15 protein-coding genes and 1 pseudogene are annotated in these 19,812 nt (G+C 69.9%); 13 read left to right on the forward strand and 3 right to left on the reverse strand.

Annotated features, from left to right (window positions below):
* Positions 1–198 precede the first annotated feature (198 nt).
* Positions 199–774 (reverse strand): type IV toxin-antitoxin system AbiEi family antitoxin domain-containing protein, encoded by a 576-nt coding sequence (locus ASD16_RS09345; RefSeq protein ID WP_082570737.1) that lies wholly within the window; start codon positions 772–774, stop codon positions 199–201.
* 234 nt (positions 775–1,008) lie between these two features.
* Between ASD16_RS09345 and ASD16_RS09350 the strand changes: the two genes are divergently transcribed.
* The 3 genes from ASD16_RS09350 (at position 1,009) to ASD16_RS09360 (ending at position 4,288) form a co-directional block, all read left to right on the forward strand.
* On the forward strand, positions 1,009–1,680 hold the full coding sequence (locus ASD16_RS09350) for a hypothetical protein (protein WP_055916146.1): 672 nt from the start codon (positions 1,009–1,011) through the stop codon (positions 1,678–1,680).
* Between the two features lie 82 nt (positions 1,681–1,762).
* Positions 1,763–2,791 carry an ImmA/IrrE family metallo-endopeptidase gene (locus ASD16_RS09355; protein WP_162250292.1) on the forward strand — a complete coding sequence of 343 codons (1,029 nt, stop codon included), beginning with the start codon at positions 1,763–1,765 and terminating at the stop codon, positions 2,789–2,791.
* Between the two features lie 393 nt (positions 2,792–3,184).
* On the forward strand, positions 3,185–4,288 hold the full coding sequence (locus ASD16_RS09360) for a restriction endonuclease (protein WP_055916150.1): 1,104 nt from the start codon (positions 3,185–3,187) through the stop codon (positions 4,286–4,288).
* A gap of 271 nt (positions 4,289–4,559) precedes the next feature.
* Here the strand turns inward: ASD16_RS09360 and ASD16_RS21380 are convergent, their stop codons facing one another.
* On the reverse strand, positions 4,560–5,888 hold the full coding sequence (locus ASD16_RS21380; protein ID WP_082570740.1) for a helix-turn-helix domain-containing protein: 1,329 nt from the start codon (positions 5,886–5,888) through the stop codon (positions 4,560–4,562).
* Between the two features lie 568 nt (positions 5,889–6,456).
* On the opposite strand from ASD16_RS21380, the gene ASD16_RS22210 reads away from it, so the two are divergent.
* The 10 genes and pseudogenes from ASD16_RS22210 (at position 6,457) to ASD16_RS22340 (ending at position 18,248) form a co-directional block, all read left to right on the forward strand.
* Complete coding sequence (locus ASD16_RS22210) at positions 6,457–6,777, forward strand: hypothetical protein (RefSeq protein ID WP_055916157.1); 321 nt, start codon at positions 6,457–6,459, stop codon at positions 6,775–6,777.
* A pseudogene (locus ASD16_RS09380) lies at positions 6,774–7,404 on the forward strand (GyrI-like domain-containing protein). The gene ASD16_RS22210 and the pseudogene ASD16_RS09380 overlap by 4 nt, the downstream one beginning before the upstream one ends.
* Positions 7,405–7,531: 127 nt before the next feature.
* Positions 7,532–8,104, forward strand: a complete 573-nt coding sequence (locus ASD16_RS21710; RefSeq protein ID WP_157453874.1) for a hypothetical protein — start codon at positions 7,532–7,534, stop codon at positions 8,102–8,104.
* 212 nt (positions 8,105–8,316) lie between these two features.
* Positions 8,317–9,900, forward strand: coding sequence for a polysaccharide lyase family 1 protein (locus tag ASD16_RS09390; RefSeq protein WP_055916159.1), 1,584 nt, complete (start codon positions 8,317–8,319; stop codon positions 9,898–9,900).
* Between the two features lie 69 nt (positions 9,901–9,969).
* Positions 9,970–11,211, forward strand: coding sequence for a pectate lyase (locus tag ASD16_RS09395; protein WP_055916161.1), 1,242 nt, complete (start codon positions 9,970–9,972; stop codon positions 11,209–11,211).
* A 262-nt stretch (positions 11,212–11,473) separates the two neighbouring features.
* Complete coding sequence (locus ASD16_RS09400; RefSeq protein WP_055916163.1) at positions 11,474–13,309, forward strand: HSP90 family protein; 1,836 nt, start codon at positions 11,474–11,476, stop codon at positions 13,307–13,309.
* Positions 13,306–16,158, forward strand: a complete 2,853-nt coding sequence (locus ASD16_RS09405) for a hypothetical protein (RefSeq protein ID WP_055916165.1) — start codon at positions 13,306–13,308, stop codon at positions 16,156–16,158. Before ASD16_RS09400 ends, ASD16_RS09405 begins: the two co-directional genes overlap by 4 nt.
* 58 nt (positions 16,159–16,216) lie before the next feature.
* Entirely contained in the window at positions 16,217–16,780 is a 564-nt protein-coding gene (locus ASD16_RS09410; RefSeq protein ID WP_157453875.1) for a hypothetical protein, read from the forward strand.
* 29 nt (positions 16,781–16,809) lie between these two features.
* A complete protein-coding gene (locus ASD16_RS09415) occupies positions 16,810–17,928 on the forward strand; it encodes an FAD-dependent monooxygenase (protein WP_055916170.1) in 1,119 nt (372 codons plus the stop codon).
* Positions 17,929–18,119: 191 nt separating this feature from the next.
* Complete coding sequence (locus tag ASD16_RS22340) at positions 18,120–18,248, forward strand: hypothetical protein (RefSeq protein WP_255356341.1); 129 nt, start codon at positions 18,120–18,122, stop codon at positions 18,246–18,248.
* On the opposite strand, the gene ASD16_RS09420 is transcribed toward ASD16_RS22340, so the two are convergent.
* On the reverse strand, positions 18,245–19,696 hold the full coding sequence (locus ASD16_RS09420; protein ID WP_235523226.1) for a helix-turn-helix transcriptional regulator: 1,452 nt from the start codon (positions 19,694–19,696) through the stop codon (positions 18,245–18,247). The two genes, ASD16_RS22340 and ASD16_RS09420, sit on opposite strands and share 4 nt — an antisense overlap.
* Positions 19,697–19,812 lie beyond the last annotated feature (116 nt).

Here is a 19,812-nt window from a genome sequence, read left to right on the forward strand (position 1 = left end):
CGGTCCGAATGCCGGAGAGAGTGCACGGTTAGTGCGAATGTCGCTACTCAAGTGTGACATCGAGTAGTTAACGGATGCAGAGTGCAACATTTAGTGGCGCGCCTGCCTCGTCCAGCATCTTCCGCCGAGCGGCGTCACCAACGGCGTCGCGCGGGCTGACATCCGGTACCTATGAGGGTGCCTGTGTGGCTTCGGCCCTCATTCGCGTGCCTCGAGCGCGGCGCTGAGTCGCGCGGCGTCGTCGTTGCGGACCGCTCCGGTGCGCTGGCCTTGGTCGATCGCTGGGCGAAGCAGGTACGTCGGCGTCCCGCGCTCCAGGCACTGCTCGATCGCGGTCGCCGGCGTGGCGATCCGCATCTGGTGCCACCAGGTGACCTGCCGGGCGGTGAGGCGTTGCACGTGCACGACGTACCGGGCGTTGTCGCTGCGGCGGATCCGCAGTGGCTGCGGCACGGTCACGTGGTAGCGGGCAGGGTTCACGTCGCTGAGCTCGTGCAGCTGCAGGGCGGTCTCGTGGCTCAGCGCAGCATCAGGGTCTCCGGTGCGCAGCAGGGCGACCTGGTACTGCTCATCCGCGATCCCGGGCAGGTGCGGGTACCGGTAGATCCCGTGCGCGACCCGATCGAGACGACCGCGCGCCACCAGGTTGTCCACCGCCCCCGCCGTCAGCCCCAGGTCCTCAAGCGCCTGGCGCCGAGTGAGCAGCCCGTTCTGCTCCAGCGCGCGCTCACGCAATGCATCGCGAGCGAGAACCCTGCGTCTCTCCGCCACCATGCCAAAAACATATCAGTTATGATGCACTATTGACGGTCCCTCGACCTTGGCGGCGCACTAGGGAGGATCGAGCAATGACGGCGCAGGTCAGTGCGCTCGGACTCGGTTCGGGGGGATGAGCATGATGACTACCTGTTGTGGAGACCGACACGCCGTTGCTGACCTGCGCAGATTCCGGTTTTGCGCACGAGTGTGAGACCCTGTCGGTACAGGTGTTCGACCAGTGGAGGCAGCATGAACGTGTCGGGCTTCGACCCCATCCTCGCCACTACCTACGTCGGCGATGACGCGCTGGTGCGGCTCTCGCAGTTGGGGATCGCCCCCAAGCGGCTGGATGCTGCACTCGACGCCGGTGACATCGGCGCGCGGCAGGCTGACCGGTTCAGTCCAGTGATGGCTGCCGGAACACGCCGATGGCTCGACACGGTCCAGGTCCTTCGCTCTGGCCTGGCGGAAGATGGGTGGTCGCTCGACGACACTCGCAACTCACCCCGCGTTATTAGCCCGCAAGGTCGCGCGGCTGTCGTGGCTGTGAGTGGCGGACCCGGAACGGGCATCCCTGAAGCGGATCCGCGGACCGCGAGGCCCCGCGGAGTCACGTCGGTGAGTGCCGTGCACGTCAATCAGCAGCTTGAACTCGATGGCGTGATCGAAGCGGTTCTCGCCGATATGGCTGCGGAGCGCAACACGGGCGTCGAGACCTGGTTCCTGCTCTACTTCCGAAGCAAGACCGAAGGGCTTCGCGCCGAGCTCTCGCGCCCGGTGTCAATTTCTGACGGCGGCAGCGTTCGAGCGTGGGCTGAACGGATCATCCTGCCAACGCGAACGTTCGATGACGCGACGATCCTCCCGATCGATGCAGGTGGTAGCGATGACGTCGACTTCGACATCCCCGTCGCACGCTGAGGCGCGGCTCAACCCCACGCGCATCACTCTCGCTCGGGAGCTTCGCGGCATATCGAAGACGGAGCTCGCTCGCGTCCTCGGTATGACTACTCGCGCACTTCAGGACTATGAGTCCTTGGGTGCGCCGAAGTCACGTCAAGGGGATCTTGCGGACGCGCTGGGTGTCGAGCCGTCCTTCTTCGCACTGCCTGAGCGCGAGCGCATGTCGCCGGACCAAGGGTTCTTCCGAGCGCTGAGGCGAGCGACGGCTGGCCAGCGGCATGCGGCCATCGCAGCCGCAGATGTTGGCGTGGAACTCTATGAGTGGCTCGCTGAGCGCTTCGTTCTGCCCAAGCTCGCCCTGCCGGATCTCGACGACCAAGAACCCGAAGCTGCGTCAGCTGCGCTGCGGTCGGTGTGGGGACGGGGGCAGGAGCCGATGCCCAACCTGATCCAGCTCGCAGAGGCGCACGGCGTGCGCGTGCTCAGCATTCCGCCCAACGCAAGAACGGTGGACGCGTTCAGTACGTCCCGCGATGGGCAGGCGTACGTCTTTCTCTCGACGGAGAAGTCCGCAGAGCGGTCGAGGTTTGATCTAGCGCACGAGTTGGGTCACCTCGTGATGCACACCCGTGTCCCACCAGGGCACATTCAGTCGGATGCCGAACTTCGCCGGCAAATCGAGCAGGAGGCCGATGCTTTCGCATCCGCGCTCCTGATGCCACGAAGTGCGCTGCTGGCGGATGCGAGCAGGGAACCGGCAGTGCCGGAGATATTGCGTCTTAAGAGCCGCTACCGGGTGTCTGCGATGGCGATGACTCGTCGGCTACATGACGTCGGACGCCTAAGTGACTGGTCTTACAGACAGAACTGCGTCCAGTTGGCACAACTCGGGTACCGCTCGAGCGAGCCAGGTGGGATGCGTCGCGACCTTTCACGCGTCTTCGCGATAGTGTTCCCGACGTTGCGTGCGCAAGGGATCGGTAGCGGAAGCCTGAGGGATTCGCTCGGCTTGACTGCGGAACTGCTCCACGACTTGACCTTTGGACAGGTAACGATCTCTGTAAATGGTCTCGATCAAACGACGGTGCACGCGCGGCCTTCGCTGAGGGTGATTCAAGGAGGCGCATAGCAGGTGCGCGCTACTCGCTGACGAGGCCGACAGCCTGCTTCTGATGGAGACTGCAGTTCGCGCGTGGACGGAACCATGCCGTGAGCGAGTTCTGCAGTGCTCCGAATGACGCTTCACTCACGTCGCCGGCGTTGGCGACGGCCGAGGCCGTTCCCCGCTCGGGAACGCACGGTCGTGTGCGATGTTCACGTCGGTGGCCCACAGGTGCAGAAGCGACGCCTTGACGTGTCGTCTTACCTGCGGTTCAAGGGTGGGCAACTCGCGAGTACCAGCGGGCCTTTCGTGGAGCGCGATCGTCGCTCAAGCCCCTTGGTGCAGTTAGATGAGCGTCGACAAGCAAGCCGCGCCGCGTCATCCGTCACTCTGCGGCCCATCTCCAGTGGGGACGTGCACATGAAGCTCGAGCAACTGCGGGGCTACGTGCTTGAAGAGGTGCTGTGCTACCTCCTCAAGTCATCCGGATACGACCTCCTAGCGCGTTCGGACGTCGACAACGTCGAACTCTTCTGGCTGGGAAATGGATTGAACGTCCGCGGCCGTGGCACCGATCACCAGGCAGACGTGCTTGGCCAACTCGCATGGACACCGGCCTTCTCCCGACCGCTACGGCTTTTTGTCGAGGCGAAATTCCGCGGAAGCCCCATCGGTGCTGAGGAGGTCCGCGAGGCGGTCGGGATCCTCGCTGACTTGAACACTCGATACAGCGGCTGGGGTCAGGGCCCATTAGTCCGACGGCACTCGTACCGCTATGCGGTCTTTTCGGCTTCGGGGTTCACGACACCCGCCGCGCAATACGCGATCGCACACGAGATATCCTTGGTCGATCTCCGAGACGGAGCCTTTGCCCACCTGCTCGCCGCTGTCCGCGACAACGTGCCGATTATCAACAACGCGATGCCGGACGGACGGACGGGTGCGAAGCCAACGGTCGTGCTGAGGACCGTGCTGCGAGCGATGCTCCACACGGATGGTGGCCAGGCACCGGTCCAGATGGGGGACCTCCTCGGTCGCATCATCGAGAATCTGCCCAATGATGCGCGTCAGGGCGCCGAGCCACGAGCGGTTGACGGTCTGATCTCTGCCAGCCGTAACCTCGTGGACGCAGTCACGACCCAGCAGCCAATCCTCGTCGGCATGCCACAGGCCCCGTTCTTTTTGGCGATGCGGCCATCGAGGCTGGAGGACTTCATGACCCACGTCGCGCGCGTGGGCGACCACCCCGTCCACATGGACGCTGAACTCAGCGCCGACCAGGTCGCAATGAGGCTGTGGCCAGTGGGATCGCATGCGTACGAGTTGAGGTTCTCTCTTCCGAGCGAGCTCGCTCGATACGTTCTGGATAGTACTGACGAGACGGCACGCCTGCGCAGCGTCAAGCGCGAGGCGCTTGCGCATATCACCACGACCGCCGTTCAAGGAGGACAGTTGCGTCCGGTCCGGCTGCTCTACCAGCCGCAACCCCGGTCGCGGTCGGTGCTGGAGGGCACATGGAGGTGAATGGGGCGCTCCCTTCGTTGGGAGCTGACGCCTCACATGGTCTCCGGTGAACCCACACCGAGCACCTGCGCGGCCTCGGGAATCGCTGCAAATCCGCTCGGATAGTCCGGCGCACCTCGGCGACCATGGGCACGGCACTCTCACGACGTTCACGCGGGCAATTACTAAGACGTCCTGTGAAACGGGTGTTTCCAAGGGGTGCAGTTCGCTGGACCCGCCGGGGCGACCCAGTTCCTGCCGGTCGCGCCCTGCCGAACGAGCGCCGGGGTGACTAGCCTTCGTCGACAATCGGCACCCGGTGCTCCTGAGCCCAGTCTTTCAACGCCGCTCTGCGGGCGCCCTGCCAGAACGCCCAGACAAGTCCTCCGTCGAGCGTGAGCTGTGGCAGTTCGGGATATCCGTACGCATGCCCAAGCGCATGGTGCAGTCGTGCCGCTGCCGCGACCATCCCGACTCCTCCTTCAGCGAGATCGCCAATCTGAGCGAACGTCGAGACTGTCGGGGGCGACGACAACCGCCTGCCGGCGACGGCCGGGTTGCCTGCGCGCCAGTTTCCAATGACTGTAGATCCGACGTGCACGGCCGGTCGCACGCTAACCCGAACCTCCGCCATCCCGTCGGCGTATGCCCGTTCGTGCGCGTGCACCGCCAGGTATTGGAGCGACCATGCGATCGTCTCGGCGAGAAGCTCGTCGGATAACACGAGAACGGTCGGGTCCGCCCCATCTGGCACGAACAATCTCACTGCGACCGCCCCAGCACCATCGGTGTGGAGTTCGGTTACCGCCCCATACGGCGTCTCGGTGGCGTTGTGTTCGGTGTCGTCGGCCCGGAGTCGCTGATATCCGACGCTGGCGCGCTTGAAGTGGCGGTCCTCCCTCCCGCCCAGAGTGCCCACCCGAGTCTCGCGGGCAGCATTCTCAAACTCGACGAAGGTGGCCCTTGTAAGGGTGACCTCGCCCGGCAGCTCGGGCAAGAGGGCGACGACCATCCATGTTTCCCGGGAGTTTGGTAGTTGTGACGTGAGTTCGGACTCGACGTATTCGAGACGACTCCGGCGCTCTGTTGCGTCGGCCAAGCGCGCGCGATACGCCGCTGCGACTTCGGGCTCGGAGAGGTATCGAGTCGTTGAGCCGTTGCGCGTGGGGAATCTGAGACTGTCGTTGACGAGTACTGCGTGTGGCGCGAGGTAGCTGCGGGGCACTGCGATCAGGATGAACCCATGAGTGCCATCCGAGCCGTCTGGCACCAGAATGACGTCGAACGCCGGAAGTGGCGAGAGGCCGGCGGCGACCACCTGACGCATTCGTGCCGCTTCGGCATCGGAGATTTCTACGCCGTCAGCGCGACTCGCGCGAGCGTGATCGTCCTCCGCCACGCCGATGACGATCAGACCCCCCGCTGTGTTGGCGAGTGCGGCGACGTCTCCGGCCAACGACCGCTTGTCGGCGTCGGACCGGCCGTAAGTCGACGCCTTGAAGTCCAGATCGAACGCCTCCGTTGCGCCAGCGTCGACGAGTCCTCGCACCTGATCGGCGGTGATCTCGTCGAGGCTGCCGCCAAGGAGTCCCGCAAGACGTCGCGATCGTAGTCTCCCCATAGGGCTGAGCCTAGAAGTCGCCTGCCTCCATCTGGCCTATTGGCACGGAATCTCAGCCTCCTGAACTGGACCAATACCGGTCTGGGGGCGGTGTGCCTGGAAGAGCCAAGGTGGTGTGCCTGGAACGGCGTCGTCGTGTGCGTGCCCCGAGGTCAGCGAGTTCTGGGAACCACCCACAGAAGAAGGTCCCGGTCAGAGTGATCTGACCGGGACCTTCGTCGTTCTGCCGCCGGGCCGAGCGGGCCCGATAGGGTCCGCCGACATGACGCCTACCTGCTGGTCCGCGTGGCACGAGCGGTACGTCGACCCGGACGGTCCGTCGGCGACGAGATGAGCGCGACGGCCGATGCGACCGAGGCGAACGAGGTCCGACCTCGCGTATCAGGCGCTCGACCTGGTGGGTCTGCTGCGTGGGTCCGAGCAGGGTCATGGCACAGACGATGACGCTCCCGACCCACGCCGCTGAGTGCGCGCGGCGACGGCCGCCGGTTCTCGCTCTTGTGCCAAGGCCCAGCCGTCGAGGAGGGTCGACCTAGCTGCTGTCGCCGCCGACACCTGGGGGAACGCCATGTCCAACATCGCCCGCCGATGCTCCGACGCCACGTGCCCCGCGCACGGCCAGGTGCAGGCGACCCCGACGTGCGCTGTGTGCGGCAAGCCGACCGAGTGGACGGTCCTGCGCGTGCCGCCCCCGGGGACCGGACCGATCGCGCCGATCTACTCGACGCCGATGCCGCTCAAGGAGCAGCAGGAGCAGCCGCACCTGCGTCCGGCCGGCACCGAGACGCGCACCTGCACCAACCCGGCCTGCGCCGACTTCCATCTGGTCCAGGACGCGACGGTCTGCGCGGGGTGCGGGCACGCGACGGTCGTCGCGAGGGCTCTGTGACGGACCGGGTCGACCTCAAGAAGTCGCTCGACAGCTACCAGGCACGCCGGGGGCAGTTCCGGGTCGTCGACGTGCCCGACCTGCAGTACCTGATGGTCGACGGTCACGGTGACCCGAACTCGTCACCGGCGTTCACCGACGCGGTCGAGACGTTGTACCCCGTGGCGTACACGCTCAAGTTCGCCAGCAAGCGTGACCTCGGGCGCGACTACGTCGTCCCGCCGCTCGAGGGTCTGTGGTGGGCGGACGACATGGAGTCGTTCACGGCGGCGCGGGACAAGGCCCGGTGGGACTGGACGTTGATGCTCCTGGTCCCGGACTGGTTGGGCGAGCAGCTCGTCGCCGCGGCCATCGAGAAGGTCGCGGCGACGAAGCGGCCGGCGCGGCTCGACGACCTGCGGCTGCAGACCTTGTCCGAGGGGCGGTGCGTGCAGACGTTGCACGTCGGCTCGTTCGACGACGAGGCCGCCGTGCTCGCGCAGCTGCACCACGAGTTCATCCCCGGACCACGGGCTGCGCATGGCCGGGACGCACCACGAGATCTACCTCAGCGACTTCCGGAGGGTCGCGCCAGAGAAGCAGCGCACCATCCTCCGGCAGCCGGTGAGCTCTGCGCCTGTTCTGTGAGTCGACGGCTCGAACCCGGCTCTGCCAAACCGCGCCCTCCATCAGCCGCTCTGTGGTCAGATGTCCATGCGCACTCACCTTCCACCCGGTGCTGCTGCGCAGGAGCAGTCTCCGAGAGGGGCGTCGCGTGAGCGCACGACAGGTGGTCGTTCGTCGGGCCTCGGGAGTCGTCGCCGTGCTCACGGCCGTCCTCCTCGTGGCGTCGTGCGGTGACGGTGGGATCTCACTTCCGAGCCCGACCCGGATCCCGACGCCCACGATCACGATCCCGTCGCTCCCGACGCCGACCCCGACGATCACGATCCCGTCGCTCCCGACGCCGACGCTGCCGTCGCGTCCCACCCCGACCGAGACCGCCGTCGCGCCCGAACCGACGCCGACGGAGCCGGAACCGGAGCCCACCGCGGAGCCGACCCCGGAGCCGACGGAGCCGGCACCCGTGCCGGTCCCGACGCAGGAGCCGACGGAGACGGCTGTCGCCCCCGAGCCCACGCCGACTCCCACGCCGACCCCGACCCCCACGGCGACCCCCACGCCGTCGCCGGAGGTCACGCCGTCGCCGTCCGCGTCGACCGACGAGCCGGCCGAGTCGACCGCGGACGGGACCCCGGCGTGGGTCTGGTGGCTGCTCGGGCTCCTCGTCGTCGGCCTCGGCGTCGGGATCCCGCTGATCATCCGGGCTCGTCGACAGGCTGAGTGACAGACGCCAGATCCCGCCACGCCCGTGCCGGGAGCGCGCGTCTCGTCGCGCCCGCATATGAGAAACACCGTGCCGAATCGTTTAGTCATTCGGCGTACGGAAAGCGGTCTCCTACGATCCAGAAACCGGTTGCTCACCCTCCCGACACCGGAACGCCCGGCTCCGTGGGTCGAGGTAGCGGCCTGAACTCCAATGACGAAGATGAGGCAACGATGAGACGAGCATTCGCACGACGGCCCCTCGCGGCGGTGGCCACCCTGGCCATGGCCACCACGATCGGCGTGACCGCCATCTCGATGTCCGCCGCGCAGGCCGCCACCGGCGGGGTGACCGGCTACGCGACGCAGAACGGCGGCACCACCGGCGGCGCCGGCGGGGCGACCGTGACCGCCTCCACCGGAACCGCGATCCACCAGGCGCTGTGCAGCCGCGCCAGCACCAGCACCCCGATCACGATCCAGGTCTCGGGGACGATCACGGTCGGGAACACCTCGCAGGTGTCGGGCAGCTGCTCCACCGCGTCCGGCGTGATCGAGCTCAAGAACATCAGCAACGTCACCATCGTCGGCGTGGGCGGCGGTGCCACGTTCGACCAGATCGGGATCCACATCCGGGACTCGAAGAACATCATCATCCAGAACGTCACCGTCAAGAACGTCAAGAAGTCGGGCTCGCCCACCTCCAACGGCGGCGACGCCATCGGCATGGAGAGCACCGTCCGCAACGTCTGGGTCGACCACGTGACCCTCGAGGCGTCGGGCGGGGAGTCGGAGGGCTACGACGGACTCTTCGACCTGAAGAACGACGTCGAGTACGTGACGCTGTCCTACTCGATCCTGCGCAACTCCGGTCGCGGCGGGCTCATCGGCTCCAGCGAGACCGACACGGGCAGCGGGAACATCACGTTCCACCACAACCTGTACTCGAACCTCGACTCGCGCACCCCGCTGCTGCGCGGGGGCATCGCGCACATCTACAACAACTCGTACGTGAACCTGAACGAGTCGGGGATCAACTCCCGGGCCGGCGCCAAGGCCAAGGTGGAGAACAACTACTTCAAGAACTCGAAGGACGTCCTCGGCACGTTCTACACGGACCAGGCGGGTACCTGGCAGGTCGCGGGGAACATCTTCGACAACGTCACCTGGTCGGCCAAGAGCAGCGAGAACAACCCGGCCGGACCGAACGTGGTGTCGACGACGTCGGTCAGCATCCCGTACTCGTACAGCCTGGACGGCGCCAGCTGCGTGCCCAACGTCGTCGCCCAGACAGCCGGTGCCAACACGGGCCTGAGGGTCTCGGACGGCTCGTGCACCCCGACGACCCCGACGCCGACCACCACGCCGACGTCGACCCCCACGTCGACCCCGACCTCCACCCCGACGTCGACGCCTACCCCGACCCCGACGTCGACGACGCCGAGCGGGACGAACCTCAGCCTCAGCTCGAGCGCGGGTGCGGACGGGTCGAGCAAGGGCAGCGGGACCAGCTACGGCAACGTCAGGGACGGCTCCCTGAGCACGTACTGGTCGCCGAGCGGCTCGACCGGCAGCATCTCGATCAAGTGGGGATCGGCCACCAAGGTCGCGAAGGTCAACATCCGGGAGACCTCCGGCGCCACCGGCCGGATCGGCGCGTGGAAGCTGATCAACGCCGACACCGGCGCGGTCCTGAAGACCGGCAGCGGGGCGGGCGTCATCAGCTTCACGGCCACGTCGCTGAAGAAGATCACCTTCGAGATCACCGGCGCGTCCTCCACCCCGCAGGTCGCGGAGTTCGAGACCTACGCCAGCTGACCTGAGCCGCGCGACCCGCTTCCGGGCGGGTCGCGCGGCTTCCATCCCCAGACCAAGAAGAGGCACACGATGAGACGAGCACCAGCACGACGGCCCCTGGCGGCCTTGGCCACCCTGGCCATGGCGGCCACGATCGGGGTCACCGCGATGTCGATGTCCGCCGCGCAGGCCGCGGCCGGGAACCTCAGCCTGGGCGCGGGCGCCGACGGGTCGAGCAAGGCCAGCGGCACCAGCTACGGCAACGTCAAGGACGGCTCCCTGAGCACGTACTGGTCGCCGAGCGGCTCCACCGGCACCATCTCGATCAAGTGGGGCTCCGCCACGACGGTGTCGTCGGCGAGCATCGTCGAGACGTCCGGCGCGAGCGGCCGGATCGGCAGCTGGAAGCTGATCAACGCCGACTCCGGCTCGGTCCTGAAGACCGGCAACGGTGCGGGTGTCATCAGCTTCAGCTCGACGTCGCTGAAGAAGCTCACGTTCGAGATCACGAGCGCGTCGTCCACGCCGCAGGTGGCCGAGTTCGAGACGTACGCCGGGGGTACCGCGCCCACGTCGTCGCCGACGTCGTCGCCGACGTCGTCGCCCACGTCGAGCCCGACGTCCTCCCCGACGTCGTCGCCCACCGCGCCGCCGTCCGGCTCGTGGCCGTCGGCCACCGGGACCAAGAAGGTGTCCTCGACGATCAACGTCTCGGGCACGCTCGACGGCGGGTACGTGCGGTACTACGGCATCTCGTCGGGTGACCAGAACGAGTCGCAGCCGCCGATCTTCCAGCTCTCCGACGGCGCCACGCTCAAGAACGTCATCATCGGCACCGGTGCCGGCGACGGTGTGCACTGCACCGGGACCTGCACGCTGGTCAACGTGTGGTGGGAGGACGTGGGCGAGGACGCCGCCACGCTGAAGGGCTCGTCCAGCTCGCAGGTCATGACCGTCAACGGCGGCGGCGCCAAGGGTGCCTCGGACAAGGTCTTCCAGCACAACGGCCCGGGCAAGTTCGTCATCAAGAACTTCACGGTGACCGACTTCGGCAAGCTCTACCGCTCGTGCGGCAACTGCTCCAAGCAGTACGCCCGCACCGTCGTCGTCGACAACATCAAGGTGACCGCGCCGGGCAAGTCCCTGGTCGGGATCAACTCCAACCTCGGTGACAAGGCCACGATCACGAACGTGACGATCTACAACGACTCGTCCAAGAAGATCTCGATCTGCGACGAGTACAAGGGAGTGACCTCCGGCGAACCGTCGAAGATCGGCTCCGGACCGTCGTCCGCGTGCGGCTACTCCACCTCCTCGATCACCTACAAGTGACGGCACGAACGATCCCGGACCCCTCAGGGTCCGGGATCGTTCCGGTCGCAGCGAGATCGTGGGTCCGGCCCGAGATCGTGGGTGCGGACGGTCGATCTCGCGTCGAACCCACGATCTCGGTGACGGTGCGCGGACGCGGGGGTCTGCGACGATGCCGGCGTCAAGCGCGTGGTCTCCGGTGTGGGCGAGGGGGGGCATGGCGATCGCGTTCGTGCACCAGCTTCTGGCCCTGAGATGACCTCGTCGGCCCTACAGTTCACGCGTGCGTGAGGACCAGAGCACCTTCCAGGTCGACCTTCGCGGCATCGTCGACCTCCTGAGCCATCACCTGTACTCCGGCCCGCGGGTGTACGTCCGCGAGCTGATGCAGAACGCCGTCGACGCCGTCACGGTGCGGGGTGCGGCCGACGACCGGCCCGCGCTGCTGCTGGTCCCGACCGACGTCGCGCCCGACGGCCGGCTGCACGCGATGGACTCCGGCGTGGGCCTCGACGCCGACGACGTCCGCACGTTCCTCGCCACCATCGGCCGGTCGAGCAAGCGCGACGAGCTGGGTCTGGCGCGCTCGGACCTGCTCGGGCAGTTCGGCATCGGCCTGCTCAGCTGTTTCATGGTCAGCGAGGACATCGAGGTGGTGTCCCGACGGGCCGACGGGCCGTGGGTGCGGTGGGTCGGGCACGCGGACGGGACGTACGAGCTGACGACGCTGCCGGACGGCCTGGACGCGGGCGACGAGCGGGCGGACTGGCTGGCCGACGGGCCGGGCACGTGCGTGACGCTGGCCCCGCGGCGCGGCACGGAGCACCTGCTCGACAGCGTCTCCGTCGTCGACCTGGCCCGGCACTTCGGCTCCTACCTGCCCCACCGCGTCGTCGTGCGCACGGCTGCGGGCGAGGTCGAGGCGAGCCTGCAGACGCCACCGTGGCGGATCGAGGACCCGGAGCGTCGCCGAGCCGCGGGCGTCGACCTCGCGACAGCCGAGCTCGGTGGTACGCCCTTCCACGTGCTGCCGATACGGGTGCCGCAGGCCGGGCTCGACGGTGTCGCCGTGATCGGTGGGCACCGCGCGGCCAGTGCCAGCCAGGGACGACACCGCGTGCACCTCAAGGGCATGCTCCTGTCCGACCAGGTGGCCGACCTGGTCCCGGAGTGGGCGTTCTTCGTCCGGTGCGCGGTCGACTCCCAGCTGCTGCGTCCGACGGCCAACCGGGAAGCGCTCTTCGACGACGACCTGCTCGAGCACACACGCGCCGAGATCGGCGCCCAGGTGCGCGCGTGGCTGGTGCGCATGGCCTCGACGCAGCCCGAGCGCATGCAGCGGTTCCTCGCCATCCACCAGGTGGCCGTCAAGGCGATGGCGCTGCAGGACGACGACATGCTCCGGATCCTGCTGCCGCTCCTGCCGTTCGAGACCAACCAGGGCCGGTGCACGCTGCCGGAGCTGATGCGGACCACCGACGTGGTGCGCGTCGCGGCGACCGTCGACGACTTCCGCCAGGTCGGCTCCGTCCTGGCCGCGCAGGGCGTCGCCGTGGTGAACGGTGGCTACACGTTCGACCTGGATCTCGTGCGCCGGCTGGTCGACGTCGAGCCGACCGCCGTCGTGGAGGTCGTCCAGCCCGGGGACATCGACGGGCACGTCCGGCTCGTGCCCGACGAACGGCTGCGGGAGGTCGCCACGGCGCTCGCGGACGTCCGCGACGCGCTCGACGGCGCCCAGGTGGACGTCGAGCTGCGGACGTTCGCACCCGTGTCGCTGCCCGCGCTGCTGCTCGACGAGAGCGAGCGGCGCGACCGCCGGGAGGTGCGCGCCGCTGCCGCCGAGGCCGACGACGTGTGGAGCGCGCTGCTCGGTGCGTTCGACGACGGCGGCAGCGACCGGCCCCGGCTCCTGCTCAACGACGCCAACCCGACCGTGCGCCGGATCCTCGTGCTGCAGGACGTCGCGCTGCGGCAGGTCGCCGCCGAGTCCCTGTACGGGCGGGCGCTGCTCGCCGCCGGCCGACGGCTCCGCCCCGTCGACACCGCCCTGATCGACCGCTCGTTCAACACGTTGCTCGACCGTGCGGTCGACGAACCCGGAGGGACCCTCGCGTGACCGTGACCCGAGCCGAGGTGCAGCAGCTGCTGGACCAGGTGACCCTCACCCCCCGGTTCGAGCGGACCGCCGCCGCGGAGGAGCTCGTCCGCGTCGCCGACGCCTCCGCCGACGACGAGATGCGGTTCCGGGCGAGGCTGGAGCTCGTCGAGTCGTTCTTCTACGCGACCGCGAAGCACCGGATGTTCGCCCCGTTCGCGTTCCTCGTCCAGTGCTACGACGCCGAGCCCGACTGGCTCACGGACCACGACCGCTACCGGGTCCTGTGGCTGCACAAGTGGATGGTGGTCGACCTCCTCGACCACCCGGAGATCTCGCTGGACCAGCTGGAGACGGTGCTCGACGGGATGCGTGACCGGTACGCCGCTGCAGGTGAGGGGCTCGCTCCCGTGCTCAGCTGCGCCTACGTCCTGCACGCGCACGTGCACGGCGCCGCCGCGTCGCAGGAGCAGTACCTCGCGTGGCGCCGGGCGCCCCGGACGCGGCTGTCCGACTGCGAAGGCTGCGAGCCGGACCAGCGGATCTCCCACCTGGCCGAGCTGGGCCGGCACGAGGAGGTCGTCGACGAGCTCGGTCCCGTGGTGCGCGGCGAGGTCGGGTGCTCCGAGCAGCCGCAGCGCGCCGTCAGCATGGCGCTGGCGTCGATCGTCGAGCTCGGTGACGTCGAGACGGCCGCCGCGTCGCACCGCAGCGCCTACCGCGCGAGCCGTCGCAACCCCGGGGAGACGGGCGCGGTGGCGCGGCACCTGGAGGTCCTGGGCCGCACCGGCAACGTCTGCCGCGGGCTGGAGGTGCTGGCGGAACAGCTCGACGCGCTGGACCGTCCGTCGTCGCCGATGACCGGGATGCAGCTCGCCGCCGCGGCGACGCGGCTGCTGCGCACCGTGGTGGCCTCGGGCGACGGTGACCGGCTCGTCCACGGGCGCGGCCGGGCGCCCGAGCGCGCGGTCGACCTCCTCGCGCGCGTCGAGACGCAGGCGCTCACCACCGCGCAACGGTTCGACGAGCGGAACGGCACGACGGTCGTGGGCGACCGGGTCCGGGCCTGGATCACGGCGCCCGACCTGCCGGCCCTCCCGCTCGGCACGACCCATCCCGACCGTGCGACGACGCCGCAGCTCGACCTGCCGCGGGTGCCGTCTCATCCCGCCCTCCAGGAGGACGTCGACCTGGACGCCCTGGACCTCACCGCGCTGGCCGACCTCGCCGACCTCGCGCAGCGCGTCGCGCACCGCCCGACCTGGGACCGGCTGGCCGCGCACTGGGTCACGCGCCGCGAGGCCGACCTGCCCGTGGTGCGGGCGCGCGCCGACCTCGACGCGTTCTGCGCGTGGAGCTCGATCGACCCGGAGCCGGCACTCACGCGCAGTGCCGCGCAGCTCTACCGGGACCTCGGCGACGAGGCCGAGGCGGTCCTCGTCGAGCTCCTGGGCGACCTGCGTGCGGGTCTGCCGACCGACGCTCCCGCGGTGCTCGCCGCGGTGGAGGCCACGGGGACGGGCAGCCAGCGAGCCCTGGCCCGCTCCCGGTTGGCCGTGGACGCGCCCGACGAGCTCGCCACCCGGCTCCGCACCGAGGCCCTGGACGTGCTGGCCACGCTCGGTGAGCTCACCCCGCACGACCGCGGGCTCGTCGCGCGCCTGCGCCTCGCGACCGCGCCGGACGGCCCCGTCCTCGAGACGGTCGCGGACGGTGAGGAGCCTGAGGTGCGGGTCCAGGTCCTCGGCGGCCGGTCCGGCGCCGCCGCGAGCTCCGGCGACCTCCCCGGCGCGTTCGCGCTGCTCGACGAGGCGGCTGCGGTCGCGCGAGCGGCCGGTGCACCCGCGCTCGCCCTCCACGTCGAGGCGGCACGCGCCCGGGCGCTCGTCGCGTCGGGTGAGCACGAGCGCGCCGAGGCCCACGCGATGTCCGTCGCGGCGGCGGCCCTGGACGAGGACCTCGCCGACATCGCCATCGACTGCCGGACCTTCGTCGCGCTCGTCATGGCCCAGCGGGGCCGCGAGCTCGAGGCGATCGAGCTGGCCGAGTCGACCCTCGGGATCACGCCGCGCGCGGGGGTCGTGCCGCGGCGGCAGCGCGCGTACCGGACCGAGCAGCGCCTGAGCCTGCTGGACCTCGCCTCCCGCCTGTCGTCGGCGATGGACGAGCCCGACCGTGCCGAGGCCCTCGCGCGCGAGGCGGTCGAGCTCGCGACCGGCACCGACGGGACCGCCGCGCACGCGTGCCACGCCCTGCACCGCCTCGCCGGCCTGCGGGAGTCGGCGGACGCGGTCGAGGCGACCCGCCTGTACGCCGAGGCGCTCGCCGCGGCCCTCGGCAGCGGGCAGGACGCCGCGGCGCTCGTCGTCCGGCGCGACCGCATCTGGGCGCGGTTCGACGCCGACGGGCTGGACGCCGCGCTCGCGGACCTCGAGGACGCCCGCAGCGCCAACGAGTCGGCGCACGCCCGCGTCCTCGCCGACCCGTCCTCCGCGGGAGACCTGGCCACCTGGGACTTCCCGTGGGAGGACGCCACCCTCCGCACGCTGTCCGCGCAGCTCCTGGAGCACGCGGGTGAGCACCAGCGCGCGCTCGACGCCCTCGACGACCTGCCGGCCACGTGGGCAGCGCTCGGCGACGGCGCCCGAGCCCTAGACGCCGAGAGCCTGCGGGGCGTCGCGCTGCTCGAGCTCGGCCGGGACGTCGACGGTCTCGCGCTGCTGGACGACGTCGCGTTGCGTGCCCGGGCCGCCGGAGCGACGCAGGTGAGCAACCACGCGGCCAGCGCCGCGGCGATGTGGCTGGACCAGGCGGGCCGGCCCGAGGAGGCCCAGGCGTTCTGGGAGCGGCACTTCGGGGACGACGGGTGATCGGCGTTCGCGGCGTGTGCGGCGCCGACGTGTCAGTGGTCGGTTGCACCCTGGACCCATGATCACTCTCTCGTGCTCGTGCGGTTCCGCGGGGACCACCCGCCGTCACCCCATGCGCGGCCTGTCCGCCGACGAGCGGGCGGCGCTGATCCGGGACGCGTTCTCGGTGAGCGGGGGCTTCCTCGCGCTCGAGGTCGACGCGTCCTGGCACCCGGGCTCGGTGGAGCCCACCGAGTCGTGCGTGGTGCTCGCGGACCTGGACTCCCTCGACGCGTCGGCCGGGCTCGACGCCGACGGCGCCAAGGCGATCCGGGACCTGCTGGAGATCGGACACGTCGGCGGTCAGCCGCTGCCGGCTCCCGTCGAGGTCGGGTCGGTCCGGTTCCGGGTGGCCCCGGCCGACGAGTTCGGGCCCGCGATGTCCTACCTGGTGACCGACGGCACCGAGACGCTCCTGGAGGCGACCGTGCCGGTGCCGCACGACGACCTGCTCCCTGCGCTCGTCGCCGTGCACAGCGAGCGTGGCGTGCCCGGCCTCACGGCTCTCGACGCGCTCGCCGCACGGTTCGGTCTGGCGACGGCCCTCGCACACCTCGGCCGGGAGCGCGCCGCAGTGGCGTGAGGCCCCCGCTCGCCTGACACGATGTATCCATGCAGGTCACCGTTGTGGGTGCAGGGATCGGCGGGCTCGCTGTCGCGGTGGGTCTCCACCGCCGCGGTCACGAGGTGACGGTGCTGGAGCGCAGCCCGGATCTGTCGGCGCTGGGTGCGGGCATCTCCCTGTTCGCCAACGGGCTGACCGCCCTCCGCCTGCTCGGCCTCGAGGACGAGGTCCGGGCGATCGCGGCGCCGGTCGGCACCGGGATCAGCACCGGTCAGCGCCAGCCTTCGGGTCGCTGGCTGGTGCGGATACCCGAGGGGACGGTCGACGACCTGGCGGTGGTGCACCGCGCCGACCTCCAGCGTGTCCTGCTCGACGCACTGCCTGCGGGTGTCGTGCGGACCGGCGTCGAGGTGGCGGCGGTCGAGCACGCACGCGGGACCGTCGTCGACGCGTCAGGGGCGCGGACGGCGGCGGACCTCGTCGTCGGCGCCGACGGGCTGCGCAGCGCGGTCCGGGGCACGTTCGCGCGCGGCGCAGACCCGCGGTACGCCGGGTACACCGCGTGGCGGGGGGTCACCGACGCGCCGGTCGACATCCTGGGCGGGGCCGGCGAGACGTGGGGGCGCGGGGAGCGGTTCGGGTACGTGCCGCTGCGGGACGGCCGGGTGTACTGGTTCGCCGTCGCCAGCCTCCCCGCCGGCGCGCTGTTCGCGGACGAGCACGCCGAGGTCGCGCGCCGGTTCGGCCACTGGCACGCGCCGATCCCCGCACTGGTGGCAGCGACCGGCACGGTCCTGCGACACGACATCCACGACCTCGACCGCCGGCTGCCGACGTTCGTGCAGGGGCGCGTGGCGCTGCTCGGCGACGCGGCGCACGCCATGACTCCGGACGTCGGCCAGGGCGGTGGGCAGGCGCTCGAGGACGCAGCGACCATGACCGTCCTGGCCGATCGCGGCGACCTGCGGGCCGCGTTGCACGAGTACGACCGGCTGCGACGCCCGCGCACCCAGTCGATCGCGAGCCGGGCGCGGAGCGTCGGTCGCGTCGCGCAGCTGCGCTGGGCACCGGCAGCCGCGACACGCGACCTGCTCCTGCGGCTCCTGCCCGACGCGGCGTCCGCGCGCGCTGCGACGGCGATGGTGCGCTGGGAGCCACCCGGGTAGCCGGGGACGCCCGACCGCCGCTCAGGTCGGGTCGAGCGCGGCGCGGACCAGCGCCGTCGCGACGACGAGCAGGTCGGCCCGGGACATCCGGCGGTCGGCCGGGCCGGTCAGCTGGTCGAGCACCACCCCGTCGATGCAGCCCCGAACCAGAGCGAGGCGGCTGAACCCCCGAGCGGGCACAGCTCGCTCTCATGCTCGCGCTGTCGCTCGCGAACCTGGTCACCGCGGTGGTGCTGCTGCCCGCGCCACCGATCGTCCTCATGGCGGTCGCGTCGGTCGCGTTCACCGTGGCACTGCGGAGGTCGTACACCACGACCTAGCTCGTCGGCGCGTGCCGGTCGAGGAACCGGTAGACCTCGGTGGTGTCCACGCCGGGGAACACCCCGACCGGCAGCGCGGCCAGCAGCGATGCGTGCGGGCGGGCGCTGGGCCAGGACTTGTCGGACCAGCGCTCGGCCAGCTCGGTCGGGGGCTGTCGGCAGCACATCGGGTCCGGGCACTTCGAGGCCGCGCGCTCCGTGGTCTCGCGCCCGCGGAACCAGCGGACGTGCGCGAACGGCACCCCGACGGACACGGAGAACGCCCCCTGCGACGACGGCTGCACGCGGGACGTGCACCAGTACGTGCCGGACGACGTGTCGGTGTACTGGTAATACGGCGTGAACCGGTCGGGCAGGGTGAACACCACGCGGGCGGTCCACTGTCGGCAGACGGGCTGCCCCTCGATGGCGCCCAACGGGTCCGCGGGGAACTTCACGCCGTCGTTCTCGTACGCCTTGTGCAGGGTGCCGCCCTCGTGGACCTTCATGAAGTGCACGGGGATGCCCAGGTGGCGCGTCGCCAGGTTGGTGAACCGGTGCGCGGCCGTCTCGTAGGGCACGGCGAAGGCGTCGCGAAGGTCCTCCACCGACAGCCGGCGCTCGGCCTTCGCCTCCTGGAGGAACGGCACGGCGCCGTCCTCGGGCAGCATCATCGCGGCGGCCAGGTAGTTCGCCTCGACGCGCTGGCGCAGGAAGTCGCCGTAGTCCTTGGGCTCCGCGTGGCCGAGCACGTGGCTCGCGATGGCCTGGAGCAGCGGCGAGCGGGCGTCGCTGGTGCCGGGGTTGCCCTGGGGCAGGTAGATGCGGCCGTGCGCGAGGTCGGTGACGGACCGGGTGGAGTGCGGCAGGTCGGGCACGTAGTGGAGGCTGAATCCGAGATGGGCGGCGATGTCCGCGGTGGCTCTCTGCGAGAGCGGACCGCCGGGGTGGTCGATCGCGGTGAGCAGCGTGCGGGCGTGCGCCTCCAGCTCCGGGAAGTAGTTGTCCTGCGCGCGCATCCGGATCCGCAGCTCGGCGTTGGCTCGGCGGGCCTCCTCCGGGGTCGCGGCGTTCTCCATGAGCAGGCGCTGGATCTCGGCCTGCAGACGGACCAGTGCCTCGAGCGCGTCGGCAGGCAGGGACCGACCGACCTTCACGGGTGAGACGCCGAGCGACGCAAAGAGCGGTCCCCGCTGCGCACGCTCCAGCTCGACCTCCAGCGCCGCCCGCCGCGTCGGCGGCTCGGTGCGCAGCAGCTCGGACAGCGGGACGTCCAGCGCCTCCGCCACCTGCGCGAGCAGCGAGAGCTTGGGCTCGCGGTGACCGTTCTCCAGCATCGAGACCTGCGAGGGTGCGCGACCGATCGCAGCACCGAGGTCGTCGAGCGTCATGTTCCGGCCCGTCCGCAGGTGCCGGATCCGTCGTCCCAGCACCAGCGTGTCCAGGCCACCGTTGGCCGTCGTCGTCATGCCGTCCACCATCGCCCGAGCCTGCGCTTCTGTCCAGGAGAAGGATTGCCGATCTTCTGCGGACTGTGTGTGAGAAGAACCGCCGAACACCAGGGAACGTGGAGGTCAGGCCGAAG

The sequence above is a fragment of the Cellulomonas sp. Root485 genome (assembly GCF_001426705.1).
GTDB lineage: Bacteria > Actinomycetota > Actinomycetes > Actinomycetales > Cellulomonadaceae > Cellulomonas.

Coding starts and splice junctions, on each gene's coding strand:
- ASD16_RS09360 (WP_055916150.1), top strand. CDS start 3,185: ATGAAGCTCGAGCAACTGCGGGGCTACGTGCTTGAAGAGGTGCTGTGC.
- ASD16_RS09355 (WP_162250292.1), top strand. CDS start 1,763: ATGACTACTCGCGCACTTCAGGACTATGAGTCCTTGGGTGCGCCGAAG.
- ASD16_RS09410 (WP_157453875.1), top strand. CDS start 16,217: ATGATCACTCTCTCGTGCTCGTGCGGTTCCGCGGGGACCACCCGCCGT.
- ASD16_RS09345 (WP_082570737.1), bottom strand. CDS start 774: ATGGTGGCGGAGAGACGCAGGGTTCTCGCTCGCGATGCATTGCGTGAG.
- ASD16_RS09420 (WP_235523226.1), bottom strand. CDS start 19,696: ATGACGACGACGGCCAACGGTGGCCTGGACACGCTGGTGCTGGGACGA.
- ASD16_RS09395 (WP_055916161.1), top strand. CDS start 9,970: ATGAGACGAGCACCAGCACGACGGCCCCTGGCGGCCTTGGCCACCCTG.
- ASD16_RS21380 (WP_082570740.1), bottom strand. CDS start 5,888: ATGGGGAGACTACGATCGCGACGTCTTGCGGGACTCCTTGGCGGCAGC.
- ASD16_RS09350 (WP_055916146.1), top strand. CDS start 1,009: ATGAACGTGTCGGGCTTCGACCCCATCCTCGCCACTACCTACGTCGGC.
- ASD16_RS22340 (WP_255356341.1), top strand. CDS start 18,120: ATGCTCGCGCTGTCGCTCGCGAACCTGGTCACCGCGGTGGTGCTGCTG.
- ASD16_RS09390 (WP_055916159.1), top strand. CDS start 8,317: ATGAGACGAGCATTCGCACGACGGCCCCTCGCGGCGGTGGCCACCCTG.
- ASD16_RS22210 (WP_055916157.1), top strand. CDS start 6,457: ATGTCCAACATCGCCCGCCGATGCTCCGACGCCACGTGCCCCGCGCAC.
- ASD16_RS09415 (WP_055916170.1), top strand. CDS start 16,810: ATGCAGGTCACCGTTGTGGGTGCAGGGATCGGCGGGCTCGCTGTCGCG.